Source organism: Streptomyces sp. NPDC003011, assembly GCF_053591515.1.
This window is the reverse complement of sequence record NZ_JBSFTY010000013.1, coordinates 85,383-97,253: the sequence shown is the minus strand read 5'-3', so window position 1 is coordinate 97,253 and position 11,871 is coordinate 85,383. Positions and strand designations below refer to the sequence as shown.

Annotated in this window: 11 protein-coding genes; 5 read left to right on the top strand and 6 right to left on the bottom strand. The window is 72.3% G+C overall.

The genetic code is table 11. The features are described 5' to 3' along the window. The first annotated feature begins 140 nt into the window (after positions 1–140). Positions 141–734, top strand: a complete 594-nt coding sequence (locus ACWD0J_RS09720) for a histidine phosphatase family protein (RefSeq protein WP_451495232.1) — start codon at positions 141–143, stop codon at positions 732–734. Between the two features lie 14 nt (positions 735–748). On the opposite strand, the gene ACWD0J_RS09715 is transcribed toward ACWD0J_RS09720, so the two are convergent. Continuing rightward, positions 749–2,218 carry a hypothetical protein gene (locus ACWD0J_RS09715; protein WP_451495231.1) on the bottom strand — a complete coding sequence of 490 codons (1,470 nt, stop codon included), beginning with the start codon at positions 2,216–2,218 and terminating at the stop codon, positions 749–751. A 297-nt stretch (positions 2,219–2,515) separates the two neighbouring features. On the opposite strand from ACWD0J_RS09715, the gene ACWD0J_RS09710 reads away from it, so the two are divergent. Both ACWD0J_RS09710 and ACWD0J_RS09705 read left to right on the top strand, forming a co-directional pair. Continuing rightward, positions 2,516–2,929: a hypothetical protein gene (locus ACWD0J_RS09710; protein ID WP_451495230.1), complete on the top strand. Its 414-nt coding sequence runs from the start codon at positions 2,516–2,518 to the stop codon at positions 2,927–2,929. A 63-nt stretch (positions 2,930–2,992) separates the two neighbouring features. Next, on the top strand, positions 2,993–3,862 hold the full coding sequence (locus ACWD0J_RS09705; RefSeq protein WP_451495229.1) for a spermidine synthase: 870 nt from the start codon (positions 2,993–2,995) through the stop codon (positions 3,860–3,862). Positions 3,863–3,869: 7 nt separating this feature from the next. On the opposite strand, the gene ACWD0J_RS09700 is transcribed toward ACWD0J_RS09705, so the two are convergent. Beyond that, positions 3,870–4,397: a hypothetical protein gene (locus ACWD0J_RS09700; protein WP_451495228.1), complete on the bottom strand. Its 528-nt coding sequence runs from the start codon at positions 4,395–4,397 to the stop codon at positions 3,870–3,872. Between the two features lie 120 nt (positions 4,398–4,517). Here ACWD0J_RS09700 and ACWD0J_RS09695 point away from each other — a divergent pair, with 120 nt between their 5' ends. Together ACWD0J_RS09695 and ACWD0J_RS09690 are read left to right on the top strand one after the other, a co-directional pair. Further along, positions 4,518–5,249 (top strand): response regulator transcription factor, encoded by a 732-nt coding sequence (locus tag ACWD0J_RS09695; RefSeq protein ID WP_451495227.1) that lies wholly within the window; start codon positions 4,518–4,520, stop codon positions 5,247–5,249. Then, positions 5,246–6,649, top strand: a complete 1,404-nt coding sequence (locus ACWD0J_RS09690) for a sensor histidine kinase (RefSeq protein WP_451495226.1) — start codon at positions 5,246–5,248, stop codon at positions 6,647–6,649. Before ACWD0J_RS09695 ends, ACWD0J_RS09690 begins: the two co-directional genes overlap by 4 nt. Positions 6,650–6,904: 255 nt before the next feature. Here ACWD0J_RS09690 and ACWD0J_RS09685 read toward each other — a convergent pair whose 3' ends face one another. The 4 genes from ACWD0J_RS09685 to ACWD0J_RS09670 form a co-directional block, all read right to left on the bottom strand. Next, positions 6,905–8,368, bottom strand: coding sequence for a GH1 family beta-glucosidase (locus ACWD0J_RS09685; RefSeq protein WP_451495225.1), 1,464 nt, complete (start codon positions 8,366–8,368; stop codon positions 6,905–6,907). A gap of 132 nt (positions 8,369–8,500) precedes the next feature. Continuing rightward, entirely contained in the window at positions 8,501–9,403 is a 903-nt protein-coding gene (locus ACWD0J_RS09680) for a carbohydrate ABC transporter permease (protein WP_451495224.1), read from the bottom strand. A gap of 11 nt (positions 9,404–9,414) precedes the next feature. Further along, on the bottom strand, positions 9,415–10,428 hold the full coding sequence (locus ACWD0J_RS09675) for a carbohydrate ABC transporter permease (RefSeq protein WP_451495223.1): 1,014 nt from the start codon (positions 10,426–10,428) through the stop codon (positions 9,415–9,417). A gap of 5 nt (positions 10,429–10,433) precedes the next feature. Next, positions 10,434–11,759, bottom strand: coding sequence for an ABC transporter substrate-binding protein (locus tag ACWD0J_RS09670; RefSeq protein WP_451495222.1), 1,326 nt, complete (start codon positions 11,757–11,759; stop codon positions 10,434–10,436). Positions 11,760–11,871 lie beyond the last annotated feature (112 nt).

Sequence of the window (11,871 nt, the reverse complement as noted above, 5' to 3'; positions counted from 1 at the left end):
CACTTTACGGCGTACGCACGCGCCCCTACGGCGCGCCCCCGGCCCTCATAGACGCAGAGATCGGCCCGCGGGTTGCCCCCGCACAGCGTGCGCGATGATGGAGGGGTTCCGCCGCCGAATTTCCCCGAAGAGGTTCCCCCATGGCACCGCGCATCCTGCTGGCCCGGCACGGACAGACGCAATGGTCGCTGTCCGGCAAGCACACGGGCAGGACCGATGTGCCGCTGCTGGAGGAGGGCCGGCGCGGCGCCAAGCTGCTCGGCGAACGTCTGCACCGGGCGCCGTTCGACGGTCTCGACGGCGTCGAGGTGCGTACCAGCCCGCTCTCCCGCGCGCGGGAGACGTGCGAACTCGCCGGCTTCGGGGAGCGGGCGAAGCTCTGGGACCCGCTCATGGAGTGGCACTACGGCGCCTACGAGGGCATGACCCCGCAGGACATCCAGGCCGTCCGGCCGGGCTGGCTCATCTGGCGGGACGGCGTGCCCGAGGGCGAGTCGCCCGCCGAGGTGACCGCGCGCGCGGACGAGGTCGTCGCCTGGGCGAAGGAGGCGGACCGGGACGTGCTGGTGTTCGCGCACGGGCACATCCTGCGGTCCGTCGGCGCGCGCTGGCTCGGCCTGCCGCTCGGCTTCGCGGCGCGGATCCGGCTGAACCCGACGTCCCTGTCGATCCTGGGCTGGGCGTACGGCGAACCGGCCATCGAGAGCTGGAACGACCTGGGGCACCTCTCCTGACGCCGGACGGCCGCTCACACCGTCCGCGGCAGTGAGGCGTGCCGCTCCAGGAACGCCGGCACCCCCGACGCCCCGCGGTGCGGCCGCAGCACTCGCGCCGTGCCGGCCAGCATCGTCTGGACCCTCGCCGACTGGACCTCCGCCAGCAGGTCCAGCACCTTCATGCCCGCCGCCGCTGCCTCGTCGGGCCGTCCCCCGCGCGCGAGGTCGTCGGCCAGCTCCGCCGTGTACAGGGCGATGTTCCGGGTGAAGTGCGGGTCCTGGAGCCGGGCCGCACGGCGTGCGTGCCGGGCCGCGCGCCGCCAGTCGCCCAGCGTCGACCAGCACTGCGCCTCCAGGCCCTCCAGCTCGGCCTCGCCGTAGAAGCTCATCCACTCGGGGTCGGCGTCCGAGCGGCCTCGCTCGTAGAGGACCTGCGCGCGGGCGAGCGCCTGTTCGCAGCCGGTGCGGTCGGCGAGCCCGGCCCAGCCGCCCGCCTCGCGCAGCGCGAGCAGCGACATCAGCCGGGCGGAGCCCAGCGGGCGGGCGACGCGCTGCGCGGCCTGGGCGGCCCGGACCGCCTCGCGCGGGCGTCCGGCGTCGCGGGCGAGGAACGCCGTGTTGCAGAAGGCGTGCGCCTCCAGGGCGTCGTCGCCGCTCATCCGGGCGGTCGCGAGGGCCTCCGCGTAGTGCGAGCGGGCGTCGTCGAACCGTCCCGAGTCATGGGCCAGCCAGCCCACCGAGACGGCCAGTTCACCGGCGCCCGAGTGGAGTCGTTCGGTGGTCGCCTGCCGGGTCACCCCGGCGTCCAGCAGCGCGTACGCGGCGCGCAGCGGGGCCGCCGCGCGCTGGTAGAGGCCGTCCGCGCCGTGCCGGTCGTCGAGCAGCCGGATTCTGCGGACGGCCTCCTCCAGCGCGCCGGCCTCGCTACCGCCGACGCGGCGGGCGGGACGGTCCGCGGCCGCGGCGTCGATGGTGAGCGCCAGGGGCCCCAGCGAGGCGGCGGCCACCGTGGCGCCCCCGCCGGTCATGAATGCGCGACGCAGCACGTCGCTCTCCTCGTAGTCGTCGTGCGTCTCGTACGGGCTGTGCGTGCCGTACGGATCCTGTGTGTCCTGCGGGTCGTACGGCTCGTCCGCCCTCCGCGTCTCACCCAGGGCGTACACCGGGCTCGTGACGCATGAGGGGGGCGCGTCCTCTGGTGCGTGCGCCCGGCGTCCGCGTACGGACGAGCGAGGCGCGAACCCCAGGTCGGTGAGGGTGCGGCCGGGGAACATGTGCAGGAACACCCGTTCGTACGCGTAGTTGGGGCAGCGGATCTCGCCCGCCTCGACCCGGCCGACATAGCGCGCGTCGCAGCAGACCCGCTCGCCGATCTCGCGGGCTGCCCGCCGTACCGCCGCGGCGAACTCGGCCGGTGAGCGCTGTCCGCGCAGCCTCCGGAACGCGAGATTCGGCTGCGGTGGTCTGGGGGGCTGGGACGAGGTCGCCGTGGACGACGTCATGGCCGGGTCCTCTCGTGCGAACCGTCGAACCATGCCGGACCCGGGGCGAGTTCGGGCTGAGTTGTCCGTGTGACACCCTGTTTCCGGCGGGCAAGAACGTACCCGCTGTGCACGACCCGGCACGCGGTGTTTGGCTACAAACCGGATATCTCATCCCGGATCTGCCATGAACTGCCATCCTTTGCGGCGGACTTCGGCCGTAGCCGTTGACGCGTCGCCGCGTTGAACCCCGTGGACCGGGAGCCGCCCGACTCCCGACCCGATCGTTGGATGAGGGGTTCCGTGGTGGAGGCCGGCATGGAGACCAGACAGAGCATCGATCCTTGTACGCCGACCGCGTCCAGTGCGCCGCAGCCCTGTCCGGACACCGTGTGCGATCTGGTCACGGTGCCGACGCGGCAGGGGCTGGAGGCGGTCGACATCCTGCGGCGGGGGGCGGGCGACGCGGTGGGGCCCGTCCTGCACGACGACGGCTGCGACACGCTGGGGTTCGTGGTGCCGCCGGGGACCGCGGCGGCGTGGGACGTGCCGGGGAGCACCTGCACGGAGACGGACGGACGGGGCCTGCGGCTGAGCCCTGAGCCGCCGGTGGAGGGGTCCGACTGGCTGCTGCCCCCGGGAGAGGCGGACCTGGCGACGGACCCGGCGGTGCTGCGGGCGGCGCTGGGGGAGGCGGCACGGTTGATCGAGGCGGCGGACAACTGCCGCTGACCTCGCCGTCAGCTCGCGTGAGCTCGCTGAGCTGTCCTGTCCGCGGCCCCCGATAATGGCCCCATGGGAAAGTCCAGGAACTCCCGGCGCGCGAGCGCCGCCGTCGAAGCGCTCGTCGAAGCCGTCGACGGCGGGCTCGCCCAGCTCATACCCGACCGGGACCGGGCACGGGCCTGGACGCTGCTCGTCGACGGGGCGCCGCAGTCGCATGTCGACCTGGACGAACCGGCGTATCTGTCCTTCGAGTACCAGCGACGGCTCGGGCACGTCATCGATCTGGCCGCCCCGCCCGGCCGGCCCGTGCACGCCGTGCACCTCGGCGGCGGCGCGCTGACCCTCGCCCGCTACGTCGCCGCCACCCGCCCCCGCTCCACCCAGCAGGTCGTCGAGCGCGACGCGGCCCTGGTCCAACTGGTCCGCCGGGAGCTGCCGCTGGCACCGAACGCCCGGATCCGCATCCGGGCGACGGACGCCCGCGAAGGCCTCGCGAAGGTGCCCGACGGCTGGGCCGACCTCGTCATCGCCGACGTGTTCAGCGGGGCCCGCACCCCCGCCCACCTCACCTCGACCGAGTTCCTCCACGAGGTCCGCCGGGCCCTGAAGCCGGGCGGTCTCTACGCCGCGAACCTCGCCGACGGCCCGCCGCTGGCCCATCTGCGCGGCCAGATCGCCACCGCGGCGGCCTGTTTCCCGGAACTCGCGCTGGTCGCCGACCCGACCGTGCTGCGCGGCAAACGCTTCGGCAACGCGGTCCTGGTCGCCTGCGACCACCCGCTGCCGCTCGCCGAACTCACCCGCCGCGCCGCCTCCGACCCGCACCCGGGCCGCGTCGAACACGGCCGGGCGCTCACCGACTTCACGGGAGGCGCCGTCCCCGTCACCGACGCGGCCGCGGTGGCCTCCCCGGCGCCGCCGCCGTCCGTGTTCCGGTGACGCCCGCTCAGTAGTTCCCGATCTCCACCCGCGGCGGCCCGTCGTGCCAGGTGCAGAACACCGACACCCGGTCCGCGCCCGAGGCGAACTCCACCCGGATCCACGACTCCGTCTTCCACACCTGCATCGACCAGCCGGTGCCCGGCGTCGCCGACACGAGCGTCGCGGAGGTCGGCCCGAGGTCGAAGACCGCCCGTCCGCCGTCGGTGTCGTAGCTCTTGACCTGGCCCGACGCGGTGGGGGAGGGGCTCGTGGCCGGGGTGGTGGCGGGGGTGGGCGCCGGTCGCGGCGCGCGGGACGGTGTCCGGCTCGGGGCCGCGGTCGGGGACGGACTCCTCGACGGGGACGGCCGGCTCGTCGACGACGCCGACGGCTGCGGCTCCCGGGTGGCCGCGTCGGCCGCCGTGACGGGCAGCGCGCGCGGCGGGTCGTACGCCGTGCCCTCCATCACCGTGCGGACGCCCCACCACGACAGGGTGACCGCCGCGCCCGTGGCGAGCGACCAGGCAAGCAGGTGTACGAGTCCTCTGCGCATCGCGGGCCATCCTGCCTCACGCGTCCCACCGGTGTCCGCCGCGGGCCGTCGTCGTCCACAGCCGGGGAGTTGTCCACAGGCACCGGATGGGCTCGTCCCGCATGGCGTACGGTGCGGCGCATGGCACGTGTTCTCGTGGTCGAGGACGACCAGTTCGTACGCTCGGCGCTGATCCGGCATCTGACCCACGCCTCGCACACCGTGCGCAGCGTCGGCACGGCGCTGGAGGCGCTCCGGGAGGTCGCCCATGTCCGTTTCGACGTGGTCGTCCTGGACCTCGGACTGCCCGATCTGGACGGGTCGGAAGCCCTGAAGATGCTGCGCGGCATCACCGACGTCCCGGTGATCATCGCCACCGCGCGCGACGACGAGACGGAGATCGTCCGCCTGCTGAACGCGGGCGCGGACGACTACCTGACCAAGCCGTTCTCCGTCGAGCACCTGTCGGCACGGATGGCGGCCGTCCTGCGCCGGTCCCGCGCCGGCTCCGGGGAGGCGGCGGCACAGACCGTGCTGCGGGTCGGCGGCCTGAGCGTCGACCCGCTGCGCCGCACGGCCGAACTGGACGGCGTACGACTGGACCTCACCCGGCGCGAGTTCGACCTGCTCGCCTTCCTGGCCGGGCGGCCCGGTGTCGTCGTCCCGCGCAGGGAACTGCTCGCCGAGGTGTGGCAGCAGTCGTACGGCGACGACCAGACCATCGACGTCCACCTGTCCTGGCTGCGCCGCAAGCTCGGCGAGACGGCCGCCCGGCCCCGCTATCTGCACACCCTCCGGGGCGTCGGCGTGAAGCTGGAGCCGCCGGCCCCGTCGCCCGCCCCGCCGTTCCCGGGCGCGGAGCCGGCGCGATGAGATGGGCTCTGGTCAAGGTCTCGCTGGCGGTCACCACCATGGTCGTGGTCGCCTTCGCGATCCCGCTCGGACTGGTGGTCCAGGAGATGGCCCGGGACCGCGCCTTCTCCAACGCCGAACGGCAGGCCGCGGCCGTCGCCCCCGCCCTGTCCATCACCACCGACCGCGACCAGGTGGAGCGGGTCGTCGCCGCCGCGGGCTCGGACGCCGGGATGGCCGTGCACATCCCGGCGGCCGACGGCACCGCGGCCGTCGGCCTCGGGCGGGGGCACGCCGCCGAGGCGGACATCGCGACCGTGCGGAAGCTGGGCCGGGCCTCCACCAGCGAGGTGCCCGGCGGCTCCGCCCTGCTCCAGCCGGTCGCGCTGAGCTCGGGGGAGATCGCCGTCGTCGAGGTGTACGTGCCCGAGGCCGAGGTCAGCAACGGCGTCGCCACCGCCTGGGCGGTGCTCGCCGGGGTCGGCCTCGCGCTGGTCGTCGGCTCGGTCGCGGTCGCCGACCGGCTGGGCGTGCGGATGGTGCGGCCGGCGCGGCGTCTGGTGGAGGGCGCCCACGAGCTGGGGGAGGGGAAGCTGGGCGCCAGGGTGCCGGAGGAAGGGCCGGCCGAACTGCGGCTGGCGGCGGTCGCGTTCAACTCGATGGCCGACCAGGTCGTCCAGCTCCTCGCCAACGAGCGGGAGCTGGCGGCGGACCTGTCGCACCGGCTGCGGACGCCGCTGACCGTGCTGCGGCTGAACGCGGCCTCGCTCGGGGACGGGCCGGCCGCGGAGCAGACGCGGGCCGCGGTCGCCCAGCTGGAGGGCGAGGTCGACACGATCATCCGGACCGCCCGGGACGCCAAGCCGCAGACCGCGGCGGCCGGGCCCGGCGCCGGGTGCGACGCGGCCGAGGTGGTGCGCGAGCGGATGGTGTTCTGGTCGGCGCTGGCGGAGGACGAGGGCCGCAAGTGGCGGGTCGCCGGGGCGGATCGGCCGGTGCGCGTCCCGGTGGCCCGCACGGACCTGGCCGCCGCCCTGGACGCCCTGCTCGGCAACGTCTTCCGGCACACCGCGGAGGGCACCGCCTTCGCGGTCGACGTGCACAACGCCGAGGACGCGGTGATCGTCCTCGTGTCGGACGCGGGGCCCGGCATACCCGACCCGGGGGCGGCGATGGCGCGCGGCCGGGGTTCGGGGAGCGCCGGGTCGACCGGGCTCGGGCTCGACATCGTGCGCCGGCTCGCGGAGTCGACCGGCGGGGACGTACGGATCGGCCGGTCCGTGCTGGGCGGCACGGAGGTGCGGATCTGGCTCCAGGTGGACGGACGCGAGCCGGTGCGCAGGGGCCACCGAGGCTCCGTACGACGCCGTCGGCCCGGACGGCTGGGCTCCGCCTTCAACCGGTCCCGATCCCATTCTTGAGGGTGCCCTGGAATCCCCGACTCCCGTCCTGATCAAGCCGTTGGCCCGACTCCGGGTCGCCGCCGTGCTGCGGTCCGACCTGCCGGCGGGCGCGAAACCGGGCTCGCTGTGGAGCGCCGAGTCCACGACCGGCCGGCAGCACGGTCACCGTCACGTCGGCGACGTGGCACACCGACGGGCCGGCGGCCGGCCGGCATGCCGGGGCGCGGCACCCCCGTCGGATGCCGCGCCCCGTCCCCCGCTTCCCCCAGGGATTTAGTCCGTTGCCGCCAGCGGCGGCATGTCCACCGCGGTCACCGGCGGGAGCGTTCCCGTGCGGGCGGCCTGGGCGTACCAGTGGGCGCTCGACTTCGGGGTGCGGGCCAGGGTCGCGTAGTCGACGTAGACCGCGCCGAAGCGCTTGCCGTAGCCGTAGGCCCACTCGAAGTTGTCCATCAGCGACCACAGGTAGTAGCCGCGCACGTCCGCGCCGTCCGTGATGGCGCGGCGGACCGCCGCGAGATGCCCGTGCAGGTAGGCGATCCGCTCGGGGTCGTGGACGCGGCCGTCGGGGTCGGGCTTGTCGTCGTAGGCCGCGCCGTTCTCCGTGATGTACAGCGGCAGGCCGGGGACCTCGCGGGTGTAGCGCATGATCAGGTCGTGCAGGCCGGTCGGGTCGATCGTCCAGCCCATCTCCGTGCGCTCGCCCGGGGTCTGGTGGAAGGCCACGTCGTCCGCGCCCGGCCAGGGGGAGAAGGAGCTGGAGCCGTGGCCGTCGGCACGCGGGCCGCCCGCGTCCGGGTCGGTCGCCGCCACCAGCGCCGGCGTGTAGTAGTTGAGGCCCAGCGCGTCCAACGGCTGGTGGATGGCCGCGAGATCGCCTTCCTGGACGTACGACCAGTCCGTGATCAGCTCTGTCGCCGCGTACAGCGTCTCCGGGTACGCGCCGTGCAGCATCGGCCCGTGGAAGACCCCGTTGGCCAGGTCGTCGATCTTCTGGACCGCCGCCAGATCCGCCGGGTCCTGCGACAGCGGGCGCACCACCGAGGAGTTGAGGCTCACCGCGACCGAGTTGCGGGCCGGCATCACCGAGCGCAGCGCCGTCGTTCCCAGACCGTGCGCCAGGTTCAGATGGTGGGCCGCCTTCAGCGAGGCCGCCGCGTCCGTGCGGCCGGGGGCGTGCACACCGGAGCCGTAGCCGAGGAAGGCGCTGCACCACGGCTCGTTGAGCGTGATCCACTGCTCCACCCGGTCGCCGAGCGCCTCGCCGACGATCCGCGCGTACTCCGCGAAGCGGTACGCCGTGTCGCGCTCCGGCCAGCCGCCCGCGTCCTCCAGCTCCTGCGGCAGGTCCCAGTGGTAGAGCGTGACGGCCGGCTTGATGCCGTGGGCGAGCAGCTCGTCGACCAGCCGGCGGTAGAAGTCCAGGCCCCGCTGCACCGCCGGCCCGCGGCCCGTCGGCTGCACCCGCGACCAGGAGATCGAGAAGCGGTACGCCGTCAGGCCCAGGTCCGCCATCATCGCCACGTCGTCGCGGTAGCGGTGGTAGTGGTCGACGGCGATGTCACCGTTCTCGCCGCCGGCCGTCTTGCCCGGCGTATGACTGAACGTGTCCCAGATGGAGGGCGTACGGCCGTCCTCCCGCACCGCCCCCTCGATCTGGTAAGCGGAGGTCGCGGCGCCCCAGAGGAAGGCGGGCGGGAAGGTCACCGGGGTTCCCGGCGTTTCGGGCTCTGGCATGAAAGCGCTCCCATAGGAGGTCGTGTGGACCGACGGGGTGGATGAGAGGAGGGGGAGAAGAGAGGGAGAGAGAAGAAGGGGGAGAGCAGGGGCCGAGGCGACAGTGGCTCGGCCCCCGAGGAGCGGCGGGGCTCAGCCCTTGACGGCGCCCTGCATGATGCCGCCCACGATCTGCTTGCCGAAGATCGCGAAGACCAGCAGCAGCGGCAGGGTGCCCAGCAGCGCCCCCGCCATGATCAGGGACTGGTCGGGCGTGAAGCCCCGGCCGAGGCCCGCGACCGCCACCTGGACGGTCGGGCTGCCGGTCTGGGTCAGCACCAGGAACGGCCACAGGAAGTCGTTCCAGGTCTGGACGAACATCAGCATGCCCAGGACGGCCATCGCGGGCCGCGCGGCCGGGAACACCACGTGCCACACCACCCGCCAGCTGCTCGCGCCGTCCACCCGGGCCGCCTCGATGATCTCGTCCGGCAACGCCTGGATGAGGTACTGCCGCATGAAGAACACCCCGAAGGCGCTCACCAGCGACGGGAAGACGACGGCCTTCAGCTGATCCGTCCAGCCGAGCTCGGCGACCATCATGTACAGGGGGATCACGCTGAGCTGCGGCGGCACCATCATCGTGCCGATCACGATCAGCATCATCGCGCCCCGGCCCTTGAAGCGCAGTTTGGCGAAGGCGAACCCGGCGATCGTCGACAGGAACACGATGGTCACCGCCGACACCCCCGCCACGAACGTGGTGTTGATGAACGCCTCGCCCAGGTTGGCGTCCTTCCAGGCGATTTCGAGGTTGTCGAAGAGGTTCGCGCCGAACCAGAACGGCGGCGGCGTCTGCGCCAGGCGCTGGGTGTCGCGCGAGGCGGCGATCGCCGTCCACACCAGCGGGAACAGCGAGCCGATGGTGAACAGGGCGAGGATGACGTACGCGATCGGGCCGGCGTGCATGTGCCCGCCCGCCCGGGCCGACTTGGGCCGCCGCACCCGCTTGGGTTTCTGGTCGGTCGTTTCCACCGGAGTCAGTGTCGTCGTCACGGCCGGGTCTCCTAACTACTGGCGCGCAGCCGGCGCGAGATGACGTAGTTGACGATCCCGATCACGATGAGGATCAGGAACATCGTCCAGGCGATCGCCGAGGCGCGGCCCAGGTGCTGGTTGACCCAGCCCTGCTCGTACAGGTACAGCCCGAGCGTCTGGAACTGGTGCTGGGAGCCGCCGGAGGTGCCCTTGTTCGCGTCGAACAGCAGGGGCTCGCCGAACAGCTGGGAGGCGCCGATGGTCGACACGACACAGGTGAACAGGATCGTCGGGCGCAGCGAGGGCAGGGTGACGTGGATGAACTGCCGCCAGCGGTTGGCCCCGTCCAGCGCCGCGGACTCGTACAGGTCCTGCGGGATCGCCTGCATCGCGGCCAGGTAGATCAGCGCGTTGTAGCCGGTCCAGCGCCAGACCACGATCGACGAGACGGCGATCTGGGAGGCCCACTTGTCGTTCTGCCAGTCGATGTTGTCGATGCCGACGGCGTTCAGAGCCCAGTTGATCATGCCGTAGTCGCGGCCGAAGAGCAGCACGAACACCAGCGACGCGGCGGCGATCGACGTCGCGTACGGCGCGAGCATCATGACCCGGTAGAAGGTCGAGCCGCGCAGCTTGTAGTTGAGGATGTGGGCGATGCCCATCGCCATCAGCAGCTGCGGGACCGTGGAGATGATGCCGATGGTCAGGGTGTTCTTCGCCGCGTTCCAGAAGAAGTCGTCGTCGAAGATCCGGGTGTAGTTGCGCAGGCCCGCCCACTCCATGTCGGTGGGCGCGGTCATCTCCACCGTGTGCAGCGAGGCCCAGCCGGTGTAGATCAGCGGGAACAGGCCGAACGCGACGAACAGCAGGAAGAACGGCGAGACGAACGCGTACGGGCTCCAGCGCATGTCCCGCTGCCAGCGGCGGGAGAGCCGGGCCCGGCGACGCTTGTCCGCCTCGGGCACGGCGTCGGCGGGCGGGCGGCCCGGGGCCGCGCCCCCCTCCTTGAGGGGGAGCGCGGCGGTGTCGTGCCGGGTGGCCATACCGGTCACTTCTCCAGGTTGTTGTCGATGGTCTTGGTGGCCGTCTCCCAGGCATCCTTGGCCGACTTGCCCTGGGTGACCAGGATGACGCCGTTGTCGGTCAGACCCTGCTGGATGATCTGGTCCTTCGGGCCGATCACCTGGGCCGGGATCTGCTTGGCGGCGTCGGCGAAGATGGTGCCGATCGGGGAGTCACCGGTCATGTCGTTCTTCGCGCCGGTGACCTGCGGCATGGTGTACGCGGCCGGGGCGCTCGGGAAGCTGCCCTGCTTGGCGAAGAGCTTGGCCTGCTGCTCGGGCGCGGTCAGCCACGCGGCGAGCTTCGCGGCCTCCTCCGCGTTCTTGCCGGACTTCGGCACGGCGAGGAAGGTGCCGCCCCAGTTGCCGGGCTTCGGCGAGGTGGCCACGTCCCACTTGCCGGCCGCCTCGGGCTTCGACTTGCCCTTGATGTAGCCGAGCATCCACGGCGGGCAGGACATCGCGGCGAACTTGCTGTTGGCGATCGTCGTGTCCCAGGCGGGCTGGAACTGCGTCTGGTTGCCGATCAGCCCGTCCTCGGCGGCCTGCGCCGTGAGGTCGAACGCCTTCTTCACGGCCGGGTTGGTCTTGTAGATGACCTCGCCTGAGGCGTCGTAGAACTTCTCGCTCTCACCGCTGACGATCGCGTTGAGCAGACCGCCGGGGGAGTCCAGGAAGGTGGTGCCCTTGGGCGCCTTCCCCTGGTAATCCTTGCCCACCTCGACGAACTTCTCCCAGCTGCCGGCCCACAGCTTGCTGACCTCCTCGCGCTCGGACGGCAGTCCGGCCTGCTCGAAGAGGTCCTTGCGGTAGCAGATGGCCATCGGGCCGACGTCGGTGCCGAGACCGATCGTCTGGCCGTCCTTGGTGGTGGCCTGCTTCCACTTCCAGTCGAGCCAGTTGGCCGACTTGACGCCCTCCACCTTGGACAGGTCCGTCAGCTTCGCGGCCTGGGTGTTCACGACCTCGGCGATGTTGCCGACCTCGACGGCCTGGATGTCCTGCAGACCGCTGTTGGTGGTGAGGTGGTTGACGAGAGCCGGGTAGTAGTTCTCGTTGCGCTCGACGACGTTCTCGGCGATCTTGATGTCCGGGTTCAGCTTCTCGTACTCGGCGTACAGACCGGCTTCCTTGAAGCCCTGGGTGCCGAAGAGGCCGAGGGTGATCGTGGTCTTGCCACTGCTGTCGCCCGAAGACGAACCGTCACCGCCGTCGTCTCCGTCGTCGGCACAGCCGGCCAGCAGCCCGGAGCCCAGCGCGGCGACGGCCGCGAGGACCATCGTCTTGCGGGCGATGCGGGTACGTGCTCGCATTGCGTCCTCCTGTTGCCCTGACGTGCCGACCCCCCGGCCAACTGCGTTGTTGGGCCCGTTTGTTCTAGCTGCGGCTCGGGCGGGGAACGTGCGGGTTGTGTATGTGTCAGGT

Coding starts and splice junctions, on each gene's coding strand:
- ACWD0J_RS09710 (WP_451495230.1), top strand. CDS start 2,516: ATGGAGACCAGACAGAGCATCGATCCTTGTACGCCGACCGCGTCCAGT.
- ACWD0J_RS09675 (WP_451495223.1), bottom strand. CDS start 10,428: ATGGCCACCCGGCACGACACCGCCGCGCTCCCCCTCAAGGAGGGGGGC.
- ACWD0J_RS09690 (WP_451495226.1), top strand. CDS start 5,246: ATGAGATGGGCTCTGGTCAAGGTCTCGCTGGCGGTCACCACCATGGTC.
- ACWD0J_RS09715 (WP_451495231.1), bottom strand. CDS start 2,218: ATGACGTCGTCCACGGCGACCTCGTCCCAGCCCCCCAGACCACCGCAG.
- ACWD0J_RS09695 (WP_451495227.1), top strand. CDS start 4,518: ATGGCACGTGTTCTCGTGGTCGAGGACGACCAGTTCGTACGCTCGGCG.
- ACWD0J_RS09700 (WP_451495228.1), bottom strand. CDS start 4,397: ATGCGCAGAGGACTCGTACACCTGCTTGCCTGGTCGCTCGCCACGGGC.
- ACWD0J_RS09705 (WP_451495229.1), top strand. CDS start 2,993: ATGGGAAAGTCCAGGAACTCCCGGCGCGCGAGCGCCGCCGTCGAAGCG.
- ACWD0J_RS09670 (WP_451495222.1), bottom strand. CDS start 11,759: ATGCGAGCACGTACCCGCATCGCCCGCAAGACGATGGTCCTCGCGGCC.
- ACWD0J_RS09685 (WP_451495225.1), bottom strand. CDS start 8,368: ATGCCAGAGCCCGAAACGCCGGGAACCCCGGTGACCTTCCCGCCCGCC.
- ACWD0J_RS09720 (WP_451495232.1), top strand. CDS start 141: ATGGCACCGCGCATCCTGCTGGCCCGGCACGGACAGACGCAATGGTCG.